Raw genomic sequence first — 25,805 nt, 5'->3', positions numbered from 1 at the left:
CTTCGGGGGCAACAGGTTAGCCAGCTACCAGCAGCAACGACTGCGGCCCCGGGCTCTGCGGATGCTGCGGCTCCTGCAGGCTGAGCAACCTGAACCCCGCCATGTCCAGTGCATTCAGCCAAGTGGCCAAGGTGCGGAAGTACCACGGCATTGGCCGCCAGTTGCCGGCAAACCCGGCAAACGACTCTTCGCGCCAGCCGTCCTGATAGTCACCGCCCGCCACGCTCCAGGGGTGCAAGGTCTGGATCACCAGCGCGCCACCGGGTAGCAACAGGCCCTTGATGGCCGCCAGCAACGGGATGATGTCTTGTTGCAGCAGTGCGAAATTGGCGCAGACCAGGTCATAGCCGCTGCCGATATCCACTTCACCTTCGGCCAGCTGCGCATAGCTGGCCTGGTGCACCTGAGGCGAGCCGGCAGCCCGCGCAGCCTCGACCAGCGCAGCGTCGCCATCCACGCCGGTCACCTCGATGCCGCGGTCGCTCAGCGCCCGCAGCAACCAGCCCTCGCCGCAGCCAAGGTCCAGCACCCGCTCAGGCTGGCGACCGAGAATCGCCAGCAGGATCGCCTGGTCGGTGACCTGCTGGCGGCTCTCGATGGCGCCGCCACGCACAGCGTCTATCCAGGCCTGGGCGTTGTGCTGCCAGCTGTGCAGCAGGGCGTCTTCGGGGTTGGCCATGTTGCTGTTCCTTAGCAGTGGGACTGCTCAAGCATAGGCATTCACCGCTGCCTTGTCTGCGCTTGCACGTGCCGGTGCCTGAAGCGCCTGGCGCCCGTAGAAGCCCAGGGCGGTGGCCCACGTGGTCAACCACACGAAGATCCCGGCCCAGAAGGTATGCGACATGTAGTGCCAACCTTGCAGCACACGGGTGGTGCCGTAGATGAAACCGATCAGCAGGATGGCCACCAGCAGCTTGCGCGCATGCTGCCAGCGGTGGCGCAGCGCCACGAAGTACAGCGCCAGCAGGGTAAAGCCGCTGGAGGCGTGGCCACCTGGCCAGCATCGGCCTTCGCCAGCCTTGCTGAACCAGCTGAAGTTCTCATACCACTCCACGCGTGCTTCGGGGCCGCCGTAGAGGGTGGTTTCCACCGGGCAATACACGCTGGTGTGGCTTTTCAGGTAGTGAATGACCGTGGTGCACAGGGCAAATGCGACCACCACGAACAGAAAGTCACGGCGATGACGGCTGGTGAAGCGCAGCACCGGGCTGATTCTGGCGGCATTCAGGCCGCGGGTGATCAGCGCGTCGGGGTGGTTCGCCAGGCGTGGCCAGATGAACGACAGCAGCGAACCCATGATCGCCGCTTCGCCGGTCCAGTTCGGCAGGATGCGCGGCCATTTGTGGGTCACTTTCTCGAACAGCTGGTCATGCAACAGCGGGAACTGCCCAGTGACCGGATCGAGCAGCAGGTTGCTGATCCAGCGATCCAGTTCGGTAAGGTCGAACAGCACGAACACGATCGCTGCCAGCAGCAGTGGCACTAGCAGGTTGTTGACGTAGAACGTGGTGCGTGAAGAAACGGGCATGCTTACTTCCCTGTGAGGCTGTTGAGAGTCTGCCATTGGCTGGCGTTGAGTTGGCCGAGCAGGTGGGTTTTGCCATTGCTGTCTTTGCTGACGAACAGCGCACTGGCATAGCCGGCAACGCGTTCGCCGCCGGCTACGCGCAGTTGCCGTTCGAGGTGGTCGATGCAGCCGCTGTGGGTGACCAGCACCAGGTTGTGGCCCTCGCGTTTGTGCGCCAGGGCGGCGTTGGCAAAGGTGCTGTCACAGCGCGCCAGCCACTCCTGGGTTTCGATGGCCTTGCCGAAGACGAACGAAGCGGTCTGCTGGGTGCGGACTTCCGGGCTGCTGAGGATATCCGCATTGGCCAGGCCCAGGTGCCGGATGCCGTCGCCCACGGCGGTTGCTGCCTGGCTGCCGTCCACGGTGATGCCGGCAGGGTCGCCAAGGCAGGCATGACTGGAGCGGTCGCAGCGTTCGGCGTGGCGAACCAGAACAATCACATTGCCGCTGTTCCAGGCGCTGTAGACGCCGTGCTCAGTCATCAGTTGGGAGCTGCCCAGGTTGGTGACATGCGCACGAAATACGTGCAAGAGGCCAAACGCCGTCATCGCCAGCAGTACCGCCAGCAGCAGGGCTGCAGGCAGTTTTCGGCGTTTCGGGCGCAGGAGGCGCGGGTGCGTCGCGATTACATTTTCCAGCATGTTGCCACTCCGGGGACAAGGCTGGCAGCACCTTATCCTCGGGTTTGTGGCCCGACAGTGAAGCGGATGTGAAAATTGTCTTATCCCTGCCTGCCGCCGCCGAGTGCCCTGTCGGACACTCGGCGGCGGTGCGGTGACCCGACAAGCTCGCTGCCACCGTGATCAGGCGGTCGCGGCAACCGGCAAGGGTGCTTGCTCGCGCCGAATGCTGGCCAGCGGCACCGCCACCAGCAGCAAGGTCAGCACCACCGTTACCCCAATGCCCCAGGCCGCCAGGCTGAAACCACCCAGCGAAATCAACCCACCGGAAATCGCCGGGCCCACCGCCAGCCCGAGGCTGAGGAAGCTGCCGGCTGCCGCTACCACACGGCCTTCGCGGTCCAGCGCTGCGGCCAGGCCGGTCAGGTAGCTGAGCGCGTAGAAATAGGTGATGCAGATGGTCATCACCCCGGCGGTGTACAAGGTCTTGGAATGCTCGCCCAGCACATAGCTGAGGCTGGTTGCACCGGTCAGCAGGATCGCCAGGATCACCGGCGTGCTCATGCCGAAGCGCTTGCCGACCATGGCTGCGATCAACGGCCCGATCAGGCCGACGAACGACTGGAACGACAGCAGCACGCCCAGTTCATCACCGCTGTAGCCGACCATGGTGCCGATCCGTTCGACGAAGGCCCAGCCCATGGTGTCGCGGGCCTGGAACACGAACATCGCCAGCATCATGCACAGGGCCGGCAGGCTCAGAAGGATATTGCCCGACTCAGGTTTGCCGGCAGGCGCCTGCAATGCAGGCTCGGCAAGCGGCGCGCGTTGCGCCATCGCCGGGATGGCCAGCAGCATCACCGCCATGGTCGCTGCCATCGCGTAGTACAAGCCGTGCAAGCCATGGCTGGCCATGACCTTGGCGTAACCCAGCATCACCACGATCATCAACAGCACCGACAGCACGTTCATATGCCCGGCGACCCGGTCGGGGTGCTTGGCGCTGGACACCGCGGCATTGCCACAGGCCAGCGCCAGGCCGGCGCCAATACCGGCAATGCAGCGTACCGCCGCCAGTGAATAGATGCTGTCGATATTGGCGCTGAGCAGGTTGGCGGCAACCGCCAGCACGGTGCCGGCCAGCGCCAGGGTGCGCCGTGGTGCGCGGCCCATGAATGGGGCGACCAGCAGCGAGGCGAGCATGGTGAAGCCGAACTCGGCCGACATCAGCAGCCCGGCCTGGGCTTCGTTGAGCTGCAAATCGTGAATGATGGCGCTGATCAGGAACGGCAAGGCCCACAGCCCGAGCAGGCCGACGCCGTAGGCAGACGCGGCGGCGGAGAACACCAGGCTCCAGCTCTCGGGCAAGCAGTGTTTTATTGTTTTCATTGGGGTAACCCCTGAATGGCATGCACAGCGTTGGGTAGACGCGCGCCGTTGGTTGGCGCGCGCAGGGTACGGGTTACTGCTGGCTTTCGTCGACCGGGGTGCCGTCGTCGTACTGCGACAGCCAGCTGACCATGGCATCGCGGTAACGGGTGAAGCCCTTGTAGTCGACCAGTTGCTGGTCCAGGTCGCGGATAACCCGGTGCATGCGCTTGGCCCATTGCGGGGCGAATTCGGCCAGTTCCTGCAGGCTGACCAGGTAGGTGCGCACCGGGAACAGTACGGCGTTGCTGCGTGGCAAGCGGTGCAGGGGTTGCAGCTCGATGCGCAGGTTGACCAGTTCGCCGGCGTTTTCGGCAGTCACGGTGGTGCGCTCCGGGGCCCAGTCGGGCAGGGTTTCGGCAGAGGTTTCCAGGCGCGGGTTGACGGTGATCGACCAGTTGGTGCGGCGCACCGGGTGGCCAGGGCGCAGGCGCAGGAGGAACTTCAACGCCCGCTGCAGGATGCCCATTTCATGCAGCTTGGGTACCGGGCCGTGGAACTCCATGAAGCTCATGCCGAGGTTGAAACGCAGCGAGTAGTCGGCACGCTGGGTGGCCATGCCCGCGCCCATCACCAGGGTGTCGTCACGCTCCTCAAGAAGAATGAACTCGCCCTGGGCCTGGCGGGTGATGTACTCCATCGGCTCCATCGGCAGGGTGCTGGCGTCGCCGAAGGTGAAGGTCTGGTCGATCTGCAGCGGGCGGTTGATCCAGTGCCACTGGCTACCGTTCTTCTCCAGGGTGAAGTGCTCGGGGTAGTCGCGCGAATACGACTCCATCAGCAGCTCCAGTAGGTCCCACTGGGCTTCCATCATGTGCGGCAGGGCGGCGTAGTGCACACCCGGCTGGCTGTCGAGGGTGTGCGCACGGTGGTGGCACTCGGAGATGTAGTGTTCGTCGATGTCGAACTGCCCACGCAGCGCGCCAGTACCGAACGGCACGTGTGGCTCGACATTCATCGAGTACATGTACTGGTCTTCCGGATAAGGGAAGGGCAGGCGCAGCACGGCTTCGCGGCTGTTGCTGTAGGTGTGGCCCTGGCCTGCGTCGGCGTAGGTCTCGATCGGCTTGAATACGGTCATGTTGTTGTTTTCCTGTCTCAGAGGTCTACGACCAGGCGGCTGCAATTGGCGCGGGATACGCAGGGCATGAATTTGCGCTTGCTCAGCTTGTCTTCCTCGCTGAGCCAGTCATCGCGATGGTCGAGCTCGCCATCGACGTCCAGTACTTCGGTCTCGCAGTAGCCGCAGGCACCGCCGCGGCACAGGTAAGGCACCTTGTAGCCTGCCTGCTCGGCGGCTTCGAGCAGCGACTGTTCGGCCGGCACTTCGAGGGTGACGCCCTGGCGCGCCAGGGTGACGCTGAATGGCTGGCCGCTGGAACCTTGTTCGACGAAGCGTTCGTAGTGAATGTGGCTGTCGGTCCAGCCCAGCGCGTGGGCGCTGTCGAGGGTGTCGTCGATCATGCTGTCCGGGCCGCAGACATACACATGGCTGCCCAGCGGGCGGTCTTCGAGGATGTGGCGGATGTCCATGCGCGCATCGACGCCTTGCACGTACAGGTGCACACGCTCGCCGTAACGTGCCTGCAGCTCCAGGCCCAGGGCGGTGTGTTCGGGGCCGCGCACGGCCAGGTGCAGCTCGAAGGTGGCCTGCTTGAGCTGCAGTTCTTCCAGCTGCGAATAGACCGGGGTAATGCCCACGCCACCCGCGATGAACACGTGCTGGCGGGCATGCTTGGCCAGCGGGAACAGGTTGGCTGGCTGCAGGATCTGCAACAGGTCGCCTTCAGCTACCTGGTCATGCAGGTAGCGCGAGCCGCCCCGGCCCTCGCTGACCCGGCGCACGGCGATCTGGTAGGCGCTGGAGTCGTAGGGCGAGCTCATCAGGGAGTAGGCGTTGCGGTGGGTCTTGTCACCGTCTTCGAGGACCACCACCACGTGGCTGCCGCCGGAAAACGCCGGCAGGTGCTTGCCGGCCGGGTCGAGCAGGGTGAAACGGGTAATTTCCGGAGTGAGCGCTTCGATGCGGGCGACGCGCACACTGAGGGTGCCGTTGTGGGTGTTCATGTGTCGAGTTCCTCGGCTGCTGGCAGTTCGCCCGGGACTTCGCCATCGGCCTTGATGCCCTGGAAGGCAGCCAGACGGCGGGAATAGTGGTCGCGCACCACCAGGTCAAGCTGGCAACCGGGGCAGCTGAACACCCGCTGGGTGACGTTTTCGGTGTAGGTGTCGCAGTGTGCGCACCACACACGGCGGACCAAGGTGCCGCTGTGTTCGCGCAGGACTTCATCGCGGTTCAGGTCGACCGCATTGGCGGCCTGCATGGCGGTGCCGATGAAGCTTTCCGAGCCACTGAGGTACAGGCGAGTACCCATGTGGGCCTGGCCCAGCCGTTCGCGCAGGGCGGCGATCAGCGCCTGGTTGCTGGGGAACACTTCGAGCCCGGCCGCTTGTGCGGCTTGCAGGGCCTGCAGGTGGTCGTGACCGGAGAACGACTCGGTGGAGTAGAGCAGGGTGCTGTGCGCGCGCTGCGCGGGGGACATGTCCGCGACCAGGCGCAGCATGGCCGCGCCGCCGCTGCCCTGGCCCGCGATCAGGTGGCGCAGGCCGCCTGCCATGGGCCGCAACTGGTCATAGACCGGGCGGCTTTTGATGCCGGTGATAAGCATGGTGACACACCTCGTAAGCCCGATACCCCGGCTTGTGCCGGAAGGTAACGTTGAGGGCTGATTTCAGGCTCGGGCACGGGTGAAAGCAGAACCCATGCCATATTGCCTATGGTTTTATATGTTTTATGACCAAAGTCGACAATCAGTGCTTGAACATCACGTGGCGCACGCAGGTGTAGTCTTCCAGGCCGTACATGGACATGTCCTTGCCGTAGCCCGACTGCTTCATGCCGCCGTGGGGCATTTCGCTGACCAGCATGAAGTGCGTGTTGACCCAGGTGCAGCCATACTGCAGGCGCGCAGCCAGGCGGTTGGCGCGGCCGACGTCGCGGGTCCATACCGAAGAGGCGAGGCCGTAGTCAGAGTCGTTGGCGTAAGCCAGGGCCTGGGCTTCGTCGGTAAACGGGGTGATGCTGACCACCGGGCCAAACACTTCGCGCTGAACGATCTCGTCGTCCTGGCGGGCATCGGCCAGTACGGTCGGCTCGAAGAAGAAGCCGTCGCCTGCACCCCGTTGGCCACCGGTGACCAGGCGGATGTGCGGCTGGGCCTTGGCGCGTTCGACGAACCCTTCGACTCGCTCAAGGTGCTCGCGGGTGATCAGTGGGCCGAGTTCGGTGTGCGGGTCGTCCTGAAGGCCCATGCGCAGGCTGGCCACGGCCTCGCCCAGCTTGCTGACAAACTGCTCGTAGACGCCTTGCTGCACATACAGGCGGCAGGCCGCAGTGCAGTCCTGGCCTGCGTTGTAGAAACCGAACGCACGGATACCCTCGACTGCAGCATCGATATCGGCGTCATCGAAGATCAGCACTGGCGCCTTGCCACCCAGTTCCATGTGGGTGCGCTTCACGCTGCTGGCGGTGCTGGCGATGATGCGTGCACCGGTGGCCACGGAGCCGGTCAGTGACACCAGGCGCACCTTGGGGTGGTTGACCAGTGGCTCGCCAACGCTCGGGCCGCGGCCGAACAGGATGTTGATCACGCCGGCGGGGAACAGCTCGGCCATGATCTCGCCCAGCGCCAGGGCGGTCAGCGGGGTTTGCTCGGAGGGCTTGAGCACCACGCAGTTGCCGGCGGCCAGCGCAGGGGCGAGCTTCCAGGCGACCATCATCAGCGGGTAGTTCCACGGCGCGATGGAGGCGACCACGCCCAGTGGGTCGCGGCGGATCATCGAGGTGTGGCCCGGCAGGTACTCGCCACCGGCCGCGCCCGACAGGCAACGGCTGGCGCCGGCAAAGAAGCGGAACACGTCGGCAATGGCGGGGATTTCGTCATTCAGTGCCGCCAGGTAAGGCTTGCCGCAGTTCTGCGACTCCAGGCGGGCGAGGTTGGCGGCTTCGGCTTCGATGCGGTCGGCCAGCTTGAGCAGCAACTGGGCGCGATCCTTGGGCGCGGTCTGCGACCAGCCGGCGAAAGCCTGGTCGGCGGCCTGCACTGCGGCATCGACCTGGGCAGCGCTGGCTTCGGCGATATTCACCAGCACCGTGCCTGCGGACGGGTTGTACACGGCGTACGGGCTGCCTTGCCCGTCGACCAACTGGCCGTTGATCAAGAGTTTGGTTTGCATGGCGGATTCCTTGGTCGGTCTTATTGGTAGAAATCTAAACCTATGAAACCATATCTTAATATTTTTAGTTTGCCAACCACTGCGAAAACCCACTTCCAGGCGGTAGAATGGCTCGTCAATCGGTATCGGGCGCTGGCCCGTTCGCTATAAGATGCGGAACTGAACCTTTTAGCCGAGGTCCGCGCCAAGCCTTGCAATGCTCGATAGGGAGAGGCAATGACTGCCCTGAATAGTGCTCGTAACACCGCCTTCATCCGGTTGCGCCAGGAAGGGCGGACCGATGAAGTGGCACGCCGCCTGGTGGAGGCGATCGAGCTGGGGATGTTCGCTGAAGGGCAGCAACTGCCCAGCGAATCGGAACTGGCCCTGCAATTGGGCGTCGCCACGGTGACCTTGCGCGAAGCGCTGGTGGTGCTGCGCCAGCGTGGCTTGATCGAGACCCGCCGCGGGCGCAATGGCGGCAGCTTTGTCTGCGCTCCAGTGGAGCTGCCCGAGGCGCTGCTGCTGCAACGCCTGCGTGACATGAGCGGCCCCGACCTGCGTGACCTGGGCGATGAACAGACCGCAATTTCCGGTACGGCGGCGCGCCTGGCCGCCAAGCGCAGCTCGCCGGAGCAGCAGGCGCGCATCGCCCAGCATATCGAAACCCTCAGCCAGGCCAGTTCGCGCCTGGCCCGCCACCGCGCCGATGCGCGCTTTCATATCGAAGTGGCCGCCGCCGCCCAGTCGCTGCGCCTGACCAGCGCGGAAATGCGCCTGCAGTCGGAGGTCGGCGAGCTGCTGTGGATGGAGGCCGCTGGCGGTGGTGATGTGACCGTGGTCGAGCACGAGCACCGGGCGATTCTCGAAGCGTTGGTCGCCGGGGATGCAGTGCTGGCCGGCGCTTTGGCCGAAGCCCACGTCAGCCGTGGCATCAAGCGCCTGATCAGCCTGCGCCTGGAGCTGCTGGCCGACGAGCAGGATTGAGCCGTGCATAACAACAAAGCTGTACCTGCGTGAGGTAATGCCATGTTTGCCCTGAGCGACAACGACCCGCTGTCAGCCTGTGCCCAGCAGCTGGACCACACCCTGGGGACCATCTTCGGCCAGGTCCGCCAGCTTGTGGAAGAAACCCGAGCGTTATGGGAGCGGGTATTGGCCGAAGGCCGCCAGCCAAGTGCCAAGGACCTGGCGACCCTGCGCCCGGCCATCGACCAGCAGTTGCTGACCACCGGTGCCTTTGGCTGTGGCGGCGGCATCATCGTCGAGCCCAATGGCCTGGCCGACCGCGAGATGCACCTTGAATGGTGGTACCTGGCCGACGGCGGCAAGACCCTGCCGCTGCGCCCGAACTTCGACCGGCGCCGCGAAAACTACTACGACTACACCGAAATGCCCTGGTACAGCCGGCCGATGAAGACCGGCAAGAGTGTGGTCGAAGGGCCGTATGTGGACCTGTACGGCACCAACATGTATGTGCTGACCTTCACCATGCCGATCGAGGTGCAGGGCCGGTTCATCGGCGTGGCCGGGCTGGACCTGTCGTTGCACAATGTCGAACGCCTGCTGGTGCGCAGCCTGATGCGCCTGGAGCACGAGGCAGTGCTGATCTCGGCGGACGGGCGGGTGATTGCCTCGAACACAGCGAACTGGATGGTCGGTGACCTGGCCCAGACCCTGTTGAACACCTTGCCGCGCGATGGCATTCGCCTGGCGCTGGCCGAATCCGAGGCGGGGTGGTCGCTGGTGCGGTTGCCGGTGCTCAGGCGCAAGTAACGGATTGACTGCTCTGGCCTCTTCGCGGGCAAGCCCGCTCCCACAGGGATTGTGATGACCCTGTGGGAGCAACATTTTTTTGTGGGAGCGGGTTTACCCGCGAAGAGGCCGGCGCACGTTTACAGCGCCTTGCGCATGAACACTCGGGAAAACCCCTGCTCCTCGGCCCGGTGAGTCTCGACATAACCCAGCTTGCGATAAATCTCGATATTTTCGGTCATCCGCTCGTGGGTATAGAGCCTGACCGCGCTGCACCCAGCCTGGCGCGTGCGGGTTTCACTCAGCTGCATCAGCATCTTGCCGATCCCTTGGCCCTTGCACTCGGGCAACACCGCGATATTGGCCAGCAGCATCTCGTCGCCCTCACGCTCCAGCACCAGCACACCGGCAATGCGCGCACCTTTCAGCGCCACATGCACCTCGGCATCAGCTACTACCTGGCGATAGTCATCCAGCATCGGTGCCGGCGGCTTGCCGATGCGCGCGATGTAGGGCGAGTAGGCCGCCCGAACCAGCTCGGTGATGGCTTCGACATCAGCGAAATCGGCCCTGCGAAGGATGATGGGTGAGTGCAAGATGCGGCCTTCGGAAGTTTGCCTGAGCTTAATCTGCGCTAGCCTGCAGGGCCAATAGTTATGAGTCTGCAACGCTTTACTCCGCTGCTTTCATACCCAAGCGGCCAATACGCCTTGATAGAAATCGGCCCTGAACCAGATCAATAAAAAAGCGGAATACCTGATGTCCTCGAACCACCCACCTGCCAACGGCCTGTTCGCCACCTTCTGCCTGAGCAGCTACCTGCTTTCGCTGTCTTACGGCATCACCTTCCTGCTGGCGATGACGCTGCGCGCACACGGTGCCAGCGAAGCCGATGCCGGCTCGGTGATAGCTGCCGCGATGCTCAGCACCTTCCTTGCCGTGATCTTCTCCGGGCACCTGACCGACCTGATCGGCGCGCCCAAGGCAGTGGCCGGTGGCGCGCTGTTTCTTGCTGCGGCCTGCCTGGGCTTTGCCGCCGCACCTGGGTTCGGCGCGGCGATTCTGCTGTGTGGCCTGCTGCTGGGCGTTGGCTGGGGCCTGTTCTACACGCTGGGGCCGATCATCGTGGCGATGCTGATCGAGCCAGCCCGACGGGTCAAATACTTTGCCTTGCTCTCGGGCAGCATGATGACCGGCATCGGCACCGGGCCGCTGCTGGGGCGCGCAGCGCAGGCATTGGGTTATCCGGTGGAGGCGGCCTTCGTCGTTGCTGCCGGGGCGAGCCTGCTGGGTGGCGCGCTGTTCCTGCTGATGGGGCCGCGCATGCAGCGGCTGCAAAGCGGCGCCGTTGCCGTGTGCAAGATCACCCCGACCGCTGCGCGTTCGGTGCTGTCCTCCAAGGCGGCCTTCGCCATCCTCATGGTTGGCCTGGGCGGCGCGATCTTCGGTGGGTTGTCGAGCTTCCAGACCACGTACGCCAACGCCAGGCAACTGGACTACTCGCTGTTTTTCCTCGGTTTCATGTCGGCCGCCATTTCGTGCCGGCTGCTGATTGCCGGTTTCATCGTCAAGCGTGACCCGTACCGCATGGCCTGCCTGCTGACCGCGTTGATGGTGGTGTCGGTGCTGATGTTCATGTATGGCGTCGACAGCGCGGCGGCCTACGTGCTGGCGGCGGTGGTACTGGGTGTCGGCTATGGCCTGACTTATTCGGTGATCAACGGCCTTGCGGCCAACGAAGCACCCACCGGGCAGACCGCGCAGTCGCTTGTACTGTTCAGCCTGGCCTATTTTGTCGGCGTGTTCGGGTTTCCGCTGCTGGCCGGCAAGGTCATCGTCCACGCAGGCCTGCCCGCGCTGCTGCAACTGCTGTTGGTGATTGCCCTGGCCAATTGGTCGATCACCTTCGGGCGCTTGGTCTGGCGGCGCTGGAGCAATCGCCCTGTTATGGGGCGCATCTGAGCAGGCGCACTGTGCCGGTGCGCTTGCGGGGCGCGTCGAACGCTGGACAGCGCGAATAGTTAGCTTGCATACGAGTTGGCGTGCAACTTGCTGTCACTTTGCTATTCCGATGTCGCGTATGGTGAAAATGATGTCGCTTTCAAGCAGTTCCATGCAGTTGTCATCGCGTGAAAAGGGGTGGTTGCCCTGGTTTGGCAAGACCGGCAAGTTCAGCATGGGCTGGGCCTGCCACCTCAATCGCGCTAACTACCCGGTGGTCGAGCAAACCTTTGAAGCCATTGCCCAGACCCGCGTGCAGTTGCTGCACAACTGGGCCCGCGAGCAGTGGGAGCATCTGGCTGAATTGGCGGAACATTTGGCTCCCGGCGGCACCGAGGTCGACCGGCCGTTGTTGCTCGACAAGCTGGCCCAGGCTGAAGATTTTTCCGAGCTGTGCGTGATCGACACCGCCGGCAATGTCATCGTCTCTACCTGGGCACAGCGGGGCAACGCGCGGATCGATCAGATGCAGGCTTTGGCCCAGGGCCTCGAGGCGCCGTTCCTGCACGGCCCCTATAGCGACCCGCTGACCCTGCAGATCGGCCCGTCATCGTCGCGTTTCCACGATGAAGTGACGCTGATGTTCTACCAGCCGCTGAAACACAATGGCAAAGCCGTCGGCTGCCTCTGTGGCCGGGTGCCCAACGATGTGCTGGGTGACCTGATCCAGCGTGAGGCCGGGCATATCTTTGCCGAATCTGGCGACAACTACCTGTTCATGGCGCAGTCACACTTCGACCGCACCATCCAGCCCGGCACGGCCTTGTCCCGTTCGCGGTTCGAGGATGGCACCTTCACCCATGGCGAGAACCTCAAGGGCGGCGTGCACACGCCCTGGACCACGGTGCAGATCCAGCGCCACACCGAGCTGGAGCTGCGCTTCACCGACCCATCGACACGCGAGCTACACCCTGGCGTGCGGGAAACCATCCGTAGTGGCGCCAACCTGTTCGTGACCTACCCAGGCTACTCGGACTATCGCCATGTGCCGGTGATCGGCAAGGGCGTCACCTTCCAGTTGCCCGGCTCGCCAGACCGCTGGGGGATGATGTGCGAAGCTGACCTGGAAGAAGTCTACCGCCGCCGCTCGCTCAGCTACGGGCTGATGAAACCCTATGTAGCAACCATGGCCGGGCTGTTCGGCTGCAACTATCTTGTGCAGCACTATGCCGGCTTGCCACAAGGGCTGAACGACGCCGTCGAGGCGCTCTGCATGGTCGCTGCAACGCTGCTGTTCAGCGTGCTCGGGCCCAAACCGTTGGCCGCACGCCTGAACGGCATGAGCGCGGTGCTGCGTACCATTGCCGAGGGGGAAGGCAACCTGCGTCAGCGCCTGGACATCAACGCCCTGGCCAATGACGAAAGTGGCGACATGGCTCGCTGGATCAACAGTTTCATCGACCGCCTGGACGCGGTGGTCGGGCAGGTGGTCAAGGCCAGCCGCACGGTTGGCGCCACCAACCAGACCATGCTGGGCCGCAGCCAGGAAGCGAGCGGGACTTGCGCCGACGTGGCCGATGCGGTGCACCAGATGATGATCATCATGGAAGAGCAACTGGGCGAGCTGCAGCAGGCTTCGGTCAGCGCCGAGCAGATGAAACAGGCCATGGACGAGGTGGTCAGCCGCGCCCGTGAGCAGTTCCTGGCGGTGCAGACTGGCACCCAGTCGATTCGCGACGTGGTGGCGCGTTCGTCGTCGAGTGTGCAGTTGCTCGACAGCCGCATGGGCCAGATCGGCAACATCACCGGGCTGATCAGCGACATCACCAACCAGACCAACCTGCTGGCCCTCAATGCCGCCATCGAGGCTGCGCGGGCCGGGGAACACGGGCGTGGCTTTGCGGTGGTGGCCGATGAGGTGCGTAGCCTGGCCGCGCGCACCTCGCGTGCTGCCGATGACATCCGGCACATGGTCGAAGGCCTGCAGAACGAAACACAGCAAGCCGTAAGCTTCATGGAGGAGGGGGTACAGGACGTCGATCACAGCCTGCGCCTGGCCGAGGACGCCTCTTCGGAGAACGTGCAGCTGCATCAGGCAGTGGAGGCGATGTTCGCAATCATCCAGCAGCTCAACCAGCGCAGCCTGGCATATGGCAAGACCATCGAGCAGGTCAACCAGTCCTCCAGCGAGATGCGCCAGACGGCCGTGGTGTTGCAAAGCAGTGCCGAGACGGTGAAGGTCAATGCCAGCAAGCTGCAGAAGCTGGTGGGACAGTTCGAGGTCAGCAGCAAGTGCGAGCGCGCTGCCGCCTGAATGTGCACGGTCGGTGTAGCGGCCTTGCCGGGGCGCCGGACCGGTCGGAAAGGGCTGCGCAGCGGCCCCAGGATCTATGGAACACCATAGATTGCCGGGGCCGCTGCGCAGCCCTTTCCGACCGGTCCGGCGCCCCGGCAAGGCCGCTCCCACAGGGTATGATCCGCGGCCGTGATTGGAGCCCGCCATGGCCAAAGACATCGAAAACCCCTGCGTCTCGCTTTGCCAGCTCAATAGCGAGTTGTGCACAAGCTGCGGCCGTACCCGTGAAGAAATCCGCAAGTGGCGTGGCATGAAGCGCCCGGAGAAGATGGCCACCGTGCAACGCGCAGCTACACGGATGAAGGCAATCACCAAGAAGAACGCCAAGCGCCAGGGCAGCGACTGAAGCTGCTGCGCTTGTGTAAGATGCTGGCTCCGCACCGTGCCTGAGCCTGCCCCATGGAAACCCACTCGCTACTCGCCTTTACCCTGGTCGCTGCCATCGCTATCGCAAGCCCCGGGCCTGCCACCTTGATGGCCATCAACAACAGCCTCAACCATGGCCAGCGCAGCACCGTATGGTCGTCGCTGGGTAATGGCACGGGGCTGTTTTGCCTGTCGGCGGCAGCCATGCTCGGGCTCGGGGCCTTGCTGGCCAGTTCTGAGGTGCTGTTCAACGCGGTCAAGCTGATCGGTGCCGGCTACCTGTTCTACCTCGGTGCCCGTCAGTTGCTCAAGAAAGGCCCGATGCTGGTGGATCAGACGGCGGCGAAGGTCAGCAGGCCGACCCCGTTGAAGTTGTACAAGTCTGCGTTCCTGACCGCTGTCACCAACCCCAAGGCGACGATGTTTTTCACTGCACTGTTCCCGCAGTTCATCGACCAGGGGGCGGCGCTGCTGCCGCAGTTCCTGACCCTGACCGGGATCTTCGTGGCGTTGTCGCTGACATCGCTGAGCTTGTATGCCGCGCTGGCCGCACGGGCCAAGGGTGTGCTGACCCGGCCGGCGCTGTCGCGCTGGGTGAGCCGGGTTGTAGGGACTACCTTCATCGGCTTTGGTGCGGCGATTCTCACGATGCGCCGGCAGTAACCCGTTAACCCACGATGTTTCGACACTGACTCAAGGACTGAGCCATGAAGATTGCCGCTGAAAAAATCCTGTTCCTGCCTGGCGCCTCCGGCAACACCCGGTTCTGGCACCCCGTCGCCGATGCCCTCAAAACGCCTGCCATTACCCAGCATAGGGGCTGGCCCGGCTTCGGTGAGACGCCGCCCAACCCGGACATCACCTGCCTTGAGCACCTGGCCGCCCTGGCACTCGCCGAACTCGACGGCCCCACCGCCTTGGTGGCGCAGTCCATGGGCGGCGTCGTTGCCGTGCACATGGCGCTAAAGCGACCTGAACTGATCACCCATCTGATCCTGACCGTCACTTCAGGAGGCGTGAACCTCGCTGACTCCGGCGCCGAGGACTGGCGTGCTGAGTTCGAGACCCAGAACCCGAACCTGCCTCGCTGGTTCCTGGATGACCGCACCGACCTCTCGGCCCGCCTGCACGAATTGAGAATGCCGGTACTGCTGTTGTGGGGGGACGCCGACCCGATCAGCCCGGTCGCTGTTGGCAAGCGGCTGGCGCAACTGATACCCGGGGCAAGGCTGGAGGTGTTCCCCGAAGCCGGGCATGACCTGGGTAACAGCCACGCCATCGAAGTTGCTCGGTTGATTGACGAGCATCTGTTTTTGTATGCCTGATCGAAGGCTTCGGTTGTGGCAGCCGGCCCCCACAGGGATATCACCGGCCTTCAGATCTGCACCCTCCCTGGGAGCCGGGCTTGCCGGCGATGGGCCGCAAAGCGGCCCTGCTCTCACAGCACGGCACATGACAGGCTGGTTTGCACGGACCTGTGAGAGCGGGCTTGTCGGATCGCCGCACCGCCGCGAACACCGTCACAGCCGGTGCCATCCACCGCGGTGCCGGCTTCTGGAGAAAAGTCCCCTTTTATTCATGCGGCACTCCTTCACGCCGATATAACCATGCCTGAATGGTCGATGGGGCCCGGCGGTCTGATATAAAACTTCTCTGGTCAGCGTGGGCGCACACTCGATGTAGCTCAGAAATTCTGAGCATCCAGAGGTGTGTATGACCAGAGACAGATATGGGTTAGACAATAATCGGTTGGGTAGCCCAGCCAAAAGCGACGGTTCGTCGCAGGGCCAAGGTGGCGAGGGGAAAAAAACGCTCCCCGAGGATCGCGATGACTACATCGAAAAGCGCCCCTTTCGTCGCGAGCAGAGGCAGGGGCCGCCGGACCCATCGCGGGCCTCCAATGCCGAGCGCTATAGCTATCACAAGCGCCCATTGGAGTAATTTACAGGTCGGCATCTGACAGCATGGCTGATGCGCTGCTTCGCCAGCCCGGACATAGCACCTTGTGCTGACTCAAGGCACTGGCATGTAGGGCAGCAGTCGTTCGGTCTCTTTCTTTACCACGGCGTAACATTCGCAACTCAGCAGCTCCAAGCGTGCCCTGTCGAGCACTTTGATCTGCCCGCGGTTGTACTCGATCACCCCAAGACGCTGCAGCTTGCCTGCAGCATCGGTCACGCCCTCGCGGCGCACTCCCAGCATGTTGGCGATCAGCTCCTGGGTCATGCACAGGCGATCGCCTGGCAGGCGGTCGAGCGACAGCAGTAACCAGCGGCACAATTGCTGGTCGATAGAGTGATGGCGGTTGCACACTGCCGTTTGTGCCATCTGGGTAATCAGTGCCTGGGTGTAGCGCAGCATCAACATCATCATCTCGCCATGGCGGTTGAATTCGTCCTTGAGCTTCTGCACGGGTAGGCGGTAGGCATGTCCTGCACTTTGCACGATGGCCCGGCTGGGTGTGCTTTCTCCGCCCATGAACACGGCGATGCCCACCAGCCCCTCGTTACCCACTACCGAGATTTCGGCTGATGCGCCGTTTTCCATTACATACAGCAATGAAACGATCGCATCGGCCGGGAAGTGCACGTGTCGCAGGGTGTCGCCGGACTCGTACAGAGCCTTGCCCAGGGGCAGGTTCACGCGCTCCAGGTGCGGCTCCAGCCGGCTGAACGTTTCTGCCGAAAGTGCAGCCAGCAAGTGGTTCTGCAAGCGGGGAGGCGCGCGGTGCATACGTGGGACCATTGACGGCAACGGGTGTCGGAACAAGATTAGCCTAGTCAGGCTTGGTCTTGCGTCCGTCAGGCCGTTGCTCGCCCAACGGTTCAGTTGATGGGCAAGGCGCAGATCTGGCACTGGGCGATGACGTGGTGCAGGCGCCCGTCGTCCTCCAGCTGCAGCCAGGCTTCGGGAAGCGCCTCGCCGTCAAGGCTCAGGGCCAGTTCGCCGCAAGTGCCGTTGCGCACCTCGATGCGGTACCGGGTGCTGCCAAAACGGTAATGCAGGACATACCCCGGCCAGCCCGCCGGCAACAAAGGCTGCAGGCGCAGGGTTTCGCCATCGCGTTTCAGTCCTAGCAGGCTCTCGATGATCAACCGGTACATCCAGCCGGCAGATCCGCTGTACCAGCTCCAGCCACCCCGCCCGGCGTGGGGCGCAACGGCGTAGACATCGGCGGCCATGACATAGGGCTCGACCTTGTAGGTGTCGATCAACGCGCTGCAGCCCTGACGTACCGGGTTGATCAGGCGCAGCAGTTCCCAGGCTTCATGGGTATCGCCCAGGCGAGCATGGGCCATGCTTGCCCAGATGGCCGCATGGGTATACTGCCCGCCGTTTTCACGCACGCCTGGCAGGTAGCCTTTGATGTAGCCAGGGTCCAGGTCACCTTGGTCGAAGGGCGGGTCGAGCAGTTTGACGATGCCGATGTCGCGGCGTACAAGGTGACTGTCCAGTGCGGCCATGGCCTGGCGGGCACGTTCGGGCGAGGCGACCCCGGACAGCACGGCCCAGCTTTGCGCTAGCGAGTCGATTCGGCATTCCTGGTTGCTCGCTGAACCCAGCACCTGGCCATCGTCGAACCAGGCGCGACGATACCAGCCGCCATCCCAGGCATGTGCCTCCAGTGCTTGCGCGAGTGCGCCGGCCTGGTTGGCGCACTGCAGCGCAAAGCCACTGTCGCCGTGTCGCAGGGCGACGCTGCCGAAAGCCCGCAGCACCTCGTGGCCGAAGAAGCCCAGCCATACGCTTTCGCCTTTTCCTTGTTCGCCGACCCGGTTCATGCCGTCATTCCAGTCGCCGCTGCCCATCAATGGCAAGCCGTGAGCCCCGCACTGCAGAGCATGGGTGAGGGCGCGCTGGCAATGCTGGTAAAGGCTCTCGACCCGCTCCGAGTGGGTGGGCATATCGTAGTAGGACTCTTCGCCGGTGTTGAGTACACGCCCCTGCAGATAACCGACCGGCTCGTCGAGCACGCTGTAGTCCCCAGTGACTTCCACGTAGCGGCTGGCTGCCAGTGGCAGCCACAGCAGGTCGTCCGAGCAGCGGGTACGCACGCCTCGCTGCAGCGGTGGGTGCCACCAGTGCTGCACATCACCTTCGGCATACTGGTGCGCGGCGCAGGTCAGGAGGTGTTGGCGCGCCGCCATTGGGGCTGCATGGACCATGGCCATGCTGTCCTGCAGCTGGTCGCGAAAACCGATGGCGCCTCCGGACTGGTAGTAGCCGCTGCGCGCCCAGAACCGGCAGGCGATCACCTGGTACATCAACCAGCCGTTGGCCAGCACATCGAGCGCGGGTTCCGGCGTCTCGATCTGCACGGCTTCCAGTGTCTGTCGCCAGTAGCCGCAGACCTTGTCGAGGGTGTCCTTGGCGGCTTGCACGCCACGATATTGCTGGACGCAGCGGGTCGCAGCGCTGGCGTCCTTGGCGGCGCCCAGGCGAAACACCACTTCACGGCTTTCGCCAGGCTCCAGCTGCAGCGCCACCTGCAGCGCCGCGCACGGGTCCAGGCCACCGCCCGTGCGTCCCGACAGCCGCGTCTGGCGCATGCCCAAGGGTGCCTGGTAATCGCCGTTGGGTCCCAGGAACTCGCTGCGATCACAGGTCTGGCCCTGCACGGGCAAGTCGCAGTCGAGAAACGCCACCTGGGTGGAAAAATCCACTGCGAAACTGTTACGGGCAAACAGTGCGCCGCTGACCGGGTCAGTCTCACTTACCACATGCATGGCGGTTCTACTGCGCAGGTCGCCTAGCACCCACTCGGCGAAGCAGGTGACAGACAACCGTCGCACACGGGCTGAGGTGTTGTGCACCTTGAGCCGGCTGAACTTGACTGGGGCATCCAGTGCAACATGCACCCAGAGCTCCGTATGCAGTCCGGCTTCGGCGTACTCGAACACACTGTAGCCAAAGCCATGGCGGGTGCGGTAACGGCCAGGGCCCGGGCAGGGCTGCGGGGTCGGCGACCAGTACTCGCCGCTGTCTTCGTCGCGCAGGTAGAAGGCTTCGCCACTGGGGTCGGCAACCGGGTCGTTATGCCAGGGCGTCAACCGGTACTCGTGGGCGTTCTCGTACCAGGTGTAGGCGCTGCCAGCCTCGGAGACCACGCAGCCGAACTGCGGATTGGCCAGGATGTTGACCCACGGTGCCGGCGGCGGTGTGCCGGGAAGCAACGGGATGACGTATTCGCGGCCATCGGCGCTGAACCCGCCATAAGGATTGCCCAGCATCAGCGCCGTCTGCTCCGCTGACAAAGGGCTGGCGAGTGAGGGCCTGGGTTTGGGCGCACTGGCCTGGAGGGCTGGGGGAACCGGCGGCTGGCGCCGCAGGTGCAGTTGCTCGGCCAGCGTACCGAGGCTGTCGTCGAGCACCAGCCGCGCTACCGACAGGGTCAGCAGCCGATCCTCGGCGGACAGTTGCTGCGCAGGGCTTACGAAGATGCCGCCAGGGCGGTCGAGCAGGGCGGCTTCGCTGCCGGAGGCGACGATCCCCATGATCAGTTCCTGCAACTGCTGGCGGTAGCCCACCTGGTCCTCGTTCCAGATCACCAGGTCGAGTGCCAGCCCTTTCTGGCGCCAGTAGGCATGGGCCAGCACCATCTGCTTGACCAGATGGATGTTGGCCGGGTCGCCGATCTGCACCAACACGATCGGCAGGTCACCGGACAAGCCCTGGCCCCAAAGGCCGGACTGGCTGCGCCGGTTGCTGGCCAGCAGCGCTCCGCTGGCGCGCAGGCTGGCATTGGGGTAGAGCACCGAGGCGGCCATCTGCTCGAACAGCCGGGCGTCGGCCAGCGAGCCGTTGAGCTGGTGCAGCAGCACCTGGCTGTGTGGCCAGGCGAGGTCGAACACCCGGTCAGCCAAGTGTCGGTCGCGGTACTTGGCGACCTGTTGCAGGCAGGCGTCGCGGCTGTCGGCCACGCCGGTGACCAGATCGACCGTGGCCGCATGGCCGGGCATCAAGGTGATGCGGCAGCGGATGGCCACGATCGGGTCCAGCACGGCCCCTGCGCTGCCGGACAATACCTCGGTGCTGCGGTCCAGCGCTGCCGGCCTTGCCAGCGTGCGCCCACGCCCGATGAAGCGGGCCCGGTCGGTTTCGTAGGACAGCGCATCGATGTCGGCGCCGTGCACTGCCAGCACGTGGCACATCCACGGCACGGGGTCGTGTTGCGAGCGCGGCCGCCGCGTGCAGAGAATCGCTTGCAGCGGGCGGATCAGTTCGGTCTGGATGAACAGCTTGCTGAAGGCCGGGTGCATGGCATCGCTCAAGGCCGGTGCCAGCACCACTTCGGCGTAGCTGGTCAGCTCAAGGGTGCGGGGCTGGTCGCCATGGTTGGTCAGGTGCAGGCGGCGCAGCTCGATGTCGTCCTCGGGCGACACGGCAATTTCGGTGTGGCAGTCGAAGTCGCGCTCGCGCACGCGAAACTCCGCGCGGCCGTCGCTGAAGATCGCCTCCTGCACTTTCGCGCGGTGCCGCGTCGGCTGGTAGGTGGTGGACCAGTAAACGCCACTGGCAACATCGCGCAGGTAGCAGAAGCTGCCCAGGTCATTGCAGCTGGTGTCTTCGTGCCAGCGAGTGACTGCCAGTGAATTGCGCTGACTGTAGCCACTGCCCACGTGATTGACCATGACGTGATAGCGCCCGTTGGACAGCAGCTGCACGGCCGGGTGGCGCCGGTTTGGCTCGCCGAACACCCGCAGGCGTATCTCGGCGGCGCGCTCGGCGGCCTCCAAGGGCGGGGCCTGGAGGGTATGCAGGTACGGGGCAGCCGTTTTCGGTACGCGCTCCTGCAAAAGCAGCATGCTGGCCTGGAACTGTGGGTCGGATGCAAAACGCCGTTGCATGGGCTTGTTCAGCAGTACAGCGGTCAGCGCCAGGAAACTCATGCCCTGGTGGTGGGCCATGAAGGAGCGGACGATCACGGCGTCCTGCCCGGGCGGCAGGCGTGCCTCGCTGTAGTCCACGGCTTCGTAGAGCCCGAAGCGGCCAGCCAGACCGAGCGTGGCCAGCCGTTGCAGGTTACGGCGGGCGGCAGAGGGCGCCACCATCAAGGCCAGCGCGCTGGCGTATGGGGCCACCACCCGGTCTTCACCCAGGCCGCGCTTGAGGCCAAGCCCCGGAACGCCGAACGCCCGGTACTGGTAGTTGAAGTGCGCGTCCAGCGCATTGTAGGCCGACTCCGAGACGCCCCACGGCAGGCCAGTCTGCTTGCCGTGTTCGATCTGGCGATTGACAGCGGCCTGGCAGGTCTGGTCGAGCAGTGTACCTTCATAGTTCGGCATCACCAGCAACGGCATCAGGTACTCGAACATCGAGCCGGACCAGGACAGCAGCACAGGCACGCCGGCATTGCTGGTGAGCAGCCGGCCCAGTGCGAACCAGCTGTCCTGGGGCACCTGGCCCTGTGCGATGACCACGAAGTTGGTCAGGCGCATCTCTGATGCCAGCAGGTCGTAGAACGCGGCATCCAGGCGATGCTCGTCGGCGTTGTAGCCGATGGAGAACAGGTTGCGTTGGTTGTCGTAAAGGAAGGTGAAGTCCATGTCGGCCAGGGCTTCAATGCGGCTGGCCAGGGCGTGCGCCTGGGCGATGCGCTGGCGGGCAAGTGCCCTGACGTTGGCCACTGCAAGTCGCTCGGGCTGCGGCCACTGCTCTGCGTCCAGCTGTGCCAGATGGCGCCAGCTAAGCGGGGCCGGGGGCTGCTGATCGTTGCCAGGCGGCAGGTGCAGTTGCTGCAATTCGCCGCTCAGGTCCAGGCATTGTTCATACAGGGCATTTAGCCAGAATGCACAATCGTCAGCCGCTTGCGCCCCTGGGGCAATGGCAGCCGGTTGCGTGATCAGCGCCTGCAGCTGTTCGACCAGCATGGGCAGCAGTGCGGCCGGTACGTTGCTGGCCTGCACGTGGGCCTGCCACACCTGTTCGCGCATTGCCTTGATCGGTGGGGCGTCACAGCTTGTGCTGGGGCAGACGTCCAGCAGCGTGTCAAAGGTGTCGAGCAAACCTTGGGTCAGGCGCCGGTCAAGCACCGGCGTCTCGGGCATTTCAAGGAGCCCGGGCCTGAGTGTCAGCAACAGGGCGGCCAGGTTGCCGCTGTCCACGCTGGAGATATAGAGCGGCGACAGCGGCTTGAGGGTCTGGGTGTCGTACCAGTTGTAGAAGTGCCCTCTGAAGCGCTCCAGGCGGCCGATGCTGTCGAGCATCTGGGCCAGGCGTTCGAACAGACGACCGGCACTGAGGTAGCCAAAGTCATGGGCCGCCAGGTGCGAGAGCAGGGCCATGCCCATGTTGGTCGGCGAGGTGCGATGAGCGATGCTGGCGAAGGGTGACTCCTGAATGTTGTCGGGCGGTAGCCAGTTGTCGGCAGGGCCGACGTGGCTGTCGAAGAAGGCCCAATTGGCGCGGGCCAGTCGATGCAGGAATGCCAGGTCTTCAGCCCCTGGCATTAACTCGGCCCGGCTGTTCGGGCGGCTGAGCCACCAGGCCAGCGCCGGGCCGAGCAGCCAAAAGGCAAGGACCGGCGATGCCATCAGCAGTATCACTGGCTGCATCGCCAACGTACCGCCCAGCAGCAGCACCAAAACCGGTTGCCCCCATTGCTCACGGTACATTGCCTGTAGCGTGTCGGCGCTAATGCGTTCGTCTTCGCGCGAGGGGTTCCACTGCAGCAGGCGCCTTTTACTGACCACGAGCCTCCACAGGGTGCGCAGGATTGCGTCGAGGCTGAAGTAGGCCTCGAAGGGTAACCAGGCCAGTGACAGACCGGTACGCAAGAAGTAGGTGCCAGATGTGTGCAAAGCTGCCAGCAGGTGTTCTGAAACGGGTACATCGGTGGTCTTGCCCAGCACTTCGAGCAGAGAGTCGAGCAGTGGGCGCGTCAGCAGCAACGCCAGTAGCGATAGCGTCCAGGCAAGTGGCGTGGCACTCGCCAACCAGCCCCACAGCAGCAGGGTCAGTAGCGCCGCCGGCTCCAGGCTGCGGCGCAGGTTGTCGAAAATCTTCCAGCGCGACAGGGCGCTGAGCGAACTTTGCGCCAGACCTTGAGTGCCAGTGCGCAGCCACGGCAGCAGCCACGGCAGCAGTTGCCAGTCGCCGCGTATCCAGCGGTGGTGGCGTTTGCTGTCGGCGCTGTAGCGGGCCGGGTAGGCTTCGAACAATTGCACATCACTGAGCAGCCCTGAGTGAGCGTAGCAACCCTCGATCAGGTCATGGCTCAGTATGCGATTGTCGGTCAAGCGGCCCTCCAGGGCCTGCTCGAAGGCATCCACCGCATAGATGCCTTTGCCGATGAAAGAGCCGCTGAGAAAGAGGTCCTGGTAGACATCCGAAACAGCCTGTGTGTAGGGGTCGACTCCGGCGTCGCTGCCAAACAGCCGCGCATAACGCGAGCGCGACACACTCGGCAGGCTGATGCCCACCCTCGGTTGCAAGATTGCATAACCTGCCTGGATACGACCGGTATGTGCGTCGAAGCGCGGGCGGTTCAGCGGGTGCTGCATGGCACCGACAAATTGATGGGCGGCACCGCGAGGCAACTGGGTATCGGTGTCCAGGGTGATGACATAGCGCACGTGGCCAAGGGTTTGCAGGTTGCCGACGATGCGCATGAAGCACTCATGGCCGTGGCCGCGCAACACCGCGTTCAGCTCGGCGAGCTTGCCGCGTTTGCGCTCGCGCCCCATCCAGCAGCCTTCTGCGTTGTTCCATATGCGTGGCCGGTGAAACAGAAAAAAGCGCTCGCTGCCAGGGCCTGGATACTTGTGATTGAGCGCCTGGATGCCTTTGCTGGCGAGTTCGAGCAGTGCTTCGTCTTCGGGCCGTGTCTGCTCGCGGGCATCCATGAAGTCGCTGAGCAGGGCGAAGTGCAGGTGCTCGTCACGGTTAGCCAGGAAGCGTACCTCCAGACCTTCGAGCAGTTCCTCGACATCGTCGGCAGTGGCCAGCAGGGTTGGCACCACCACCAATGTGCGGGCCTCTGCGGGAATGCCGACGGAGTAGTCCAACCGCGGCAAGAAGGACGGTTTGACGGTCAGGGTCACCAGCCAGTTCACCAGGCCGATGGCCAGGCGGCTGGTGCTCAGCAGTATCGGCACGGCCATGCCAGCGAGCACCGCGATGGGCCACCCCTCCAAGTCGATGGCGCGTATGAAACCCCACGCAAACAGGCAGCACAGCAGCGCCACAGGCACCAGATAGAACGCTAGCGGTGCCCGGTGCAACAGGCGCTGCCAGCGCTCGGCCAGCGGCACCCGCGCAGCGAGACGCTGCTCCAGCAACGGCAGCCCGGCACCTGCCAGGTAAAACCCCACATGTTCGGCCTCCTCACCGGGGGCGGCCCCGGAAGCCTCAGCCAGTTCGATGGCCGTGCGTGCCACGGCGGCTTCGCTCAAGGCGCAGTGGCGTGCCAGGCGTTCGACAACGTGCCGGTAATGGTCACGGCTGGTGAAGTCCATGGCTGGGTAGACGGTGGCCGGGTCGCGGCACAGCGTCTGCTCTACATGGCTCAGGTGCTCGACGAACAGTCGCCAGTCGATGGTCGACAGCAGTCGCAGGCTGCCGATGCTGTTACTGATGGACACCTGATCGATGGCCTGCTGCTGTGCATCGAGCTGCACATGGCGCTCGATGCTCAGCGCCGACTCGCTGAGCATCTGCTCCACCCACAGCAGCGGCTGGGTCAGTGAAGCGCTGTGGCCCTGCAGCCTCCTGGCCAGCTCGGCGACAAAGGCGGCGGTCATCGGCGGATCCGAGCGGGCCATGTCGGCGACCACCAGCACCACGCTCTTGGCATCGCGCTCGGCGGTTTCGCCAAGCCGATCGGCCCAGAAATTGGCCAGGTCGCGGTCAGCCCAGTTTGCCATGACCCGCGCCGCCACCCGCCGCAGGTTCTCGATCAGGGCCAGGCGTAGCATGATCGGGATCGCCCAGAGTTCTCCCAGGGTCAGGGTAGCGGCCTGTTGATAGGCCACGACGAAACGGCTGAGGCTTTCGGCGTCGATCCGCCCGTCACCATGGGAAATAGTCTCAAGCGCAATGTCGTAGACACGGGGCAGGCCGCTGGAGGGGCCGTTGTCCAGCCTTGGCAGCTGCAGGCTGTAGTCGGCTGGCAGGTGGCGTTTGGCAATACGGATCTGGGTTTCGACCAGGTAGAAGTTGTCGAGCAACCACTGCGCAGCGGGCAATGCCGGACGCGAGCTGGGCAGGGCGCCGGCCAGGGCAGTGCAACTGGCGCAGAGCATGCGCTCGTTATCGGCCAGGCGGTCGAGCAGCGTGTCGTCCGCCGGCAGTCGGCTCAAGCGATGATGATGGGCCAGCCAGAGACCGTGCTCGGCCATCTGGTCGGCGTTGTACAGCTCCGAGCGCAGCAGGCTTTCATAGGTGAAGGTATCAGGGGGTGAGTGCCAACGCACGGCATGTGCGTACAGGCGACGTAGGGAGGCGAGTGTGTTGAGCCAAGGATTGTCCATGGTGTGCTGATTTGCCGATCTAGCCTTTCAGCTGCCAGTCTGCGGCGCTCGTTAAGCAGCGTCTGTACGGTAGCGAACAGACTCGC

The 25,805-nt window shown here is 64.2% G+C and carries 18 protein-coding genes; 7 read left to right on the top strand and 11 right to left on the bottom strand.

The genetic code is table 11. From position 1 onward, the window contains the following. Window positions 1-16: 16 nt before the first annotated feature. The 8 genes from APH27_RS07365 to APH27_RS07330 all read right to left on the bottom strand — a co-directional run bounded on the left by APH27_RS07365 (window position 17) and on the right by APH27_RS07330 (window position 7,851). The gene (locus APH27_RS07365; RefSeq protein ID WP_060484446.1) at window positions 17-679 is read right to left on the bottom strand and encodes a bifunctional 2-polyprenyl-6-hydroxyphenol methylase/3-demethylubiquinol 3-O-methyltransferase UbiG; all 663 of its coding nucleotides are present in this window, start codon (window positions 677-679) and stop codon (window positions 17-19) included. 27 nt (window positions 680-706) lie between these two features. Continuing rightward, a complete protein-coding gene (locus tag APH27_RS07360) occupies window positions 707-1,528 on the bottom strand; it encodes a phosphatase PAP2 family protein (RefSeq protein ID WP_027918843.1) in 822 nt (273 codons plus the stop codon). Between the two features lie 2 nt (window positions 1,529-1,530). Then, window positions 1,531-2,208 (bottom strand): histidine phosphatase family protein, encoded by a 678-nt coding sequence (locus APH27_RS07355; protein ID WP_060484445.1) that lies wholly within the window; start codon window positions 2,206-2,208, stop codon window positions 1,531-1,533. Window positions 2,209-2,370: 162 nt separating this feature from the next. Then, window positions 2,371-3,576 carry an MFS transporter gene (locus tag APH27_RS07350; protein WP_060484444.1) on the bottom strand — a complete coding sequence of 402 codons (1,206 nt, stop codon included), beginning with the start codon at window positions 3,574-3,576 and terminating at the stop codon, window positions 2,371-2,373. 73 nt (window positions 3,577-3,649) lie between these two features. After that, complete coding sequence (locus tag APH27_RS07345; protein WP_027918846.1) at window positions 3,650-4,696, bottom strand: DUF3445 domain-containing protein; 1,047 nt, start codon at window positions 4,694-4,696, stop codon at window positions 3,650-3,652. Between the two features lie 17 nt (window positions 4,697-4,713). Beyond that, window positions 4,714-5,682, bottom strand: a complete 969-nt coding sequence (locus APH27_RS07340; protein ID WP_060484443.1) for a PDR/VanB family oxidoreductase — start codon at window positions 5,680-5,682, stop codon at window positions 4,714-4,716. Next, the gene (locus APH27_RS07335) at window positions 5,679-6,284 is read right to left on the bottom strand and encodes a dimethylamine monooxygenase subunit DmmA family protein (RefSeq protein WP_027918848.1); all 606 of its coding nucleotides are present in this window, start codon (window positions 6,282-6,284) and stop codon (window positions 5,679-5,681) included. Before APH27_RS07335 ends, APH27_RS07340 begins: the two co-directional genes overlap by 4 nt. 142 nt (window positions 6,285-6,426) lie before the next feature. Then, entirely contained in the window at window positions 6,427-7,851 is a 1,425-nt protein-coding gene (locus APH27_RS07330; protein WP_060484442.1) for a gamma-aminobutyraldehyde dehydrogenase, read from the bottom strand. 216 nt (window positions 7,852-8,067) lie between these two features. On the opposite strand from APH27_RS07330, the gene APH27_RS07325 reads away from it, so the two are divergent. Then, window positions 8,068-8,817: a FadR/GntR family transcriptional regulator gene (locus APH27_RS07325; protein ID WP_060484441.1), complete on the top strand. Its 750-nt coding sequence runs from the start codon at window positions 8,068-8,070 to the stop codon at window positions 8,815-8,817. A 42-nt stretch (window positions 8,818-8,859) separates the two neighbouring features. Then, window positions 8,860-9,606, top strand: coding sequence for a cache domain-containing protein (locus APH27_RS07320; RefSeq protein WP_027918851.1), 747 nt, complete (start codon window positions 8,860-8,862; stop codon window positions 9,604-9,606). 119 nt (window positions 9,607-9,725) lie between these two features. On the opposite strand, the gene APH27_RS07315 is transcribed toward APH27_RS07320, so the two are convergent. Next, the gene (locus tag APH27_RS07315) at window positions 9,726-10,181 is read right to left on the bottom strand and encodes a GNAT family N-acetyltransferase (RefSeq protein ID WP_060484440.1); all 456 of its coding nucleotides are present in this window, start codon (window positions 10,179-10,181) and stop codon (window positions 9,726-9,728) included. A gap of 163 nt (window positions 10,182-10,344) precedes the next feature. Here APH27_RS07315 and APH27_RS07310 point away from each other — a divergent pair, with 163 nt between their 5' ends. From APH27_RS07310 to APH27_RS07290, 5 genes are all read left to right on the top strand, one after another. Beyond that, entirely contained in the window at window positions 10,345-11,547 is a 1,203-nt protein-coding gene (locus APH27_RS07310; RefSeq protein ID WP_060484439.1) for an MFS transporter, read from the top strand. Window positions 11,548-11,656: 109 nt separating this feature from the next. Then, the gene (locus tag APH27_RS07305; RefSeq protein ID WP_371262704.1) at window positions 11,657-13,840 is read left to right on the top strand and encodes a methyl-accepting chemotaxis protein; all 2,184 of its coding nucleotides are present in this window, start codon (window positions 11,657-11,659) and stop codon (window positions 13,838-13,840) included. A 187-nt stretch (window positions 13,841-14,027) separates the two neighbouring features. Beyond that, the gene (locus APH27_RS07300) at window positions 14,028-14,228 is read left to right on the top strand and encodes a DUF1289 domain-containing protein (protein ID WP_027918854.1); all 201 of its coding nucleotides are present in this window, start codon (window positions 14,028-14,030) and stop codon (window positions 14,226-14,228) included. A gap of 53 nt (window positions 14,229-14,281) precedes the next feature. Further along, the gene (locus tag APH27_RS07295; protein ID WP_027918855.1) at window positions 14,282-14,911 is read left to right on the top strand and encodes a LysE family translocator; all 630 of its coding nucleotides are present in this window, start codon (window positions 14,282-14,284) and stop codon (window positions 14,909-14,911) included. 44 nt (window positions 14,912-14,955) lie between these two features. Continuing rightward, entirely contained in the window at window positions 14,956-15,573 is a 618-nt protein-coding gene (locus tag APH27_RS07290; RefSeq protein ID WP_060484437.1) for an alpha/beta fold hydrolase, read from the top strand. A gap of 688 nt (window positions 15,574-16,261) precedes the next feature. On the opposite strand, the gene APH27_RS07280 is transcribed toward APH27_RS07290, so the two are convergent. After that, the gene (locus APH27_RS07280; protein WP_256250562.1) at window positions 16,262-16,981 is read right to left on the bottom strand and encodes a Crp/Fnr family transcriptional regulator; all 720 of its coding nucleotides are present in this window, start codon (window positions 16,979-16,981) and stop codon (window positions 16,262-16,264) included. Between the two features lie 92 nt (window positions 16,982-17,073). Beyond that, on the bottom strand, window positions 17,074-25,719 hold the full coding sequence (locus APH27_RS07275; protein ID WP_060484434.1) for a GH36-type glycosyl hydrolase domain-containing protein: 8,646 nt from the start codon (window positions 25,717-25,719) through the stop codon (window positions 17,074-17,076). Between the last annotated feature and the right edge of the window lie 86 nt (window positions 25,720-25,805).

Source organism: Pseudomonas sp. NBRC 111123 (assembly GCF_001320205.1).
GTDB lineage: Bacteria > Pseudomonadota > Gammaproteobacteria > Pseudomonadales > Pseudomonadaceae > Aquipseudomonas > Aquipseudomonas putida_J.
The sequence above is the reverse complement of the archived record's forward strand: the minus strand, read 5'-3'. Positions and strand labels throughout refer to the sequence as shown.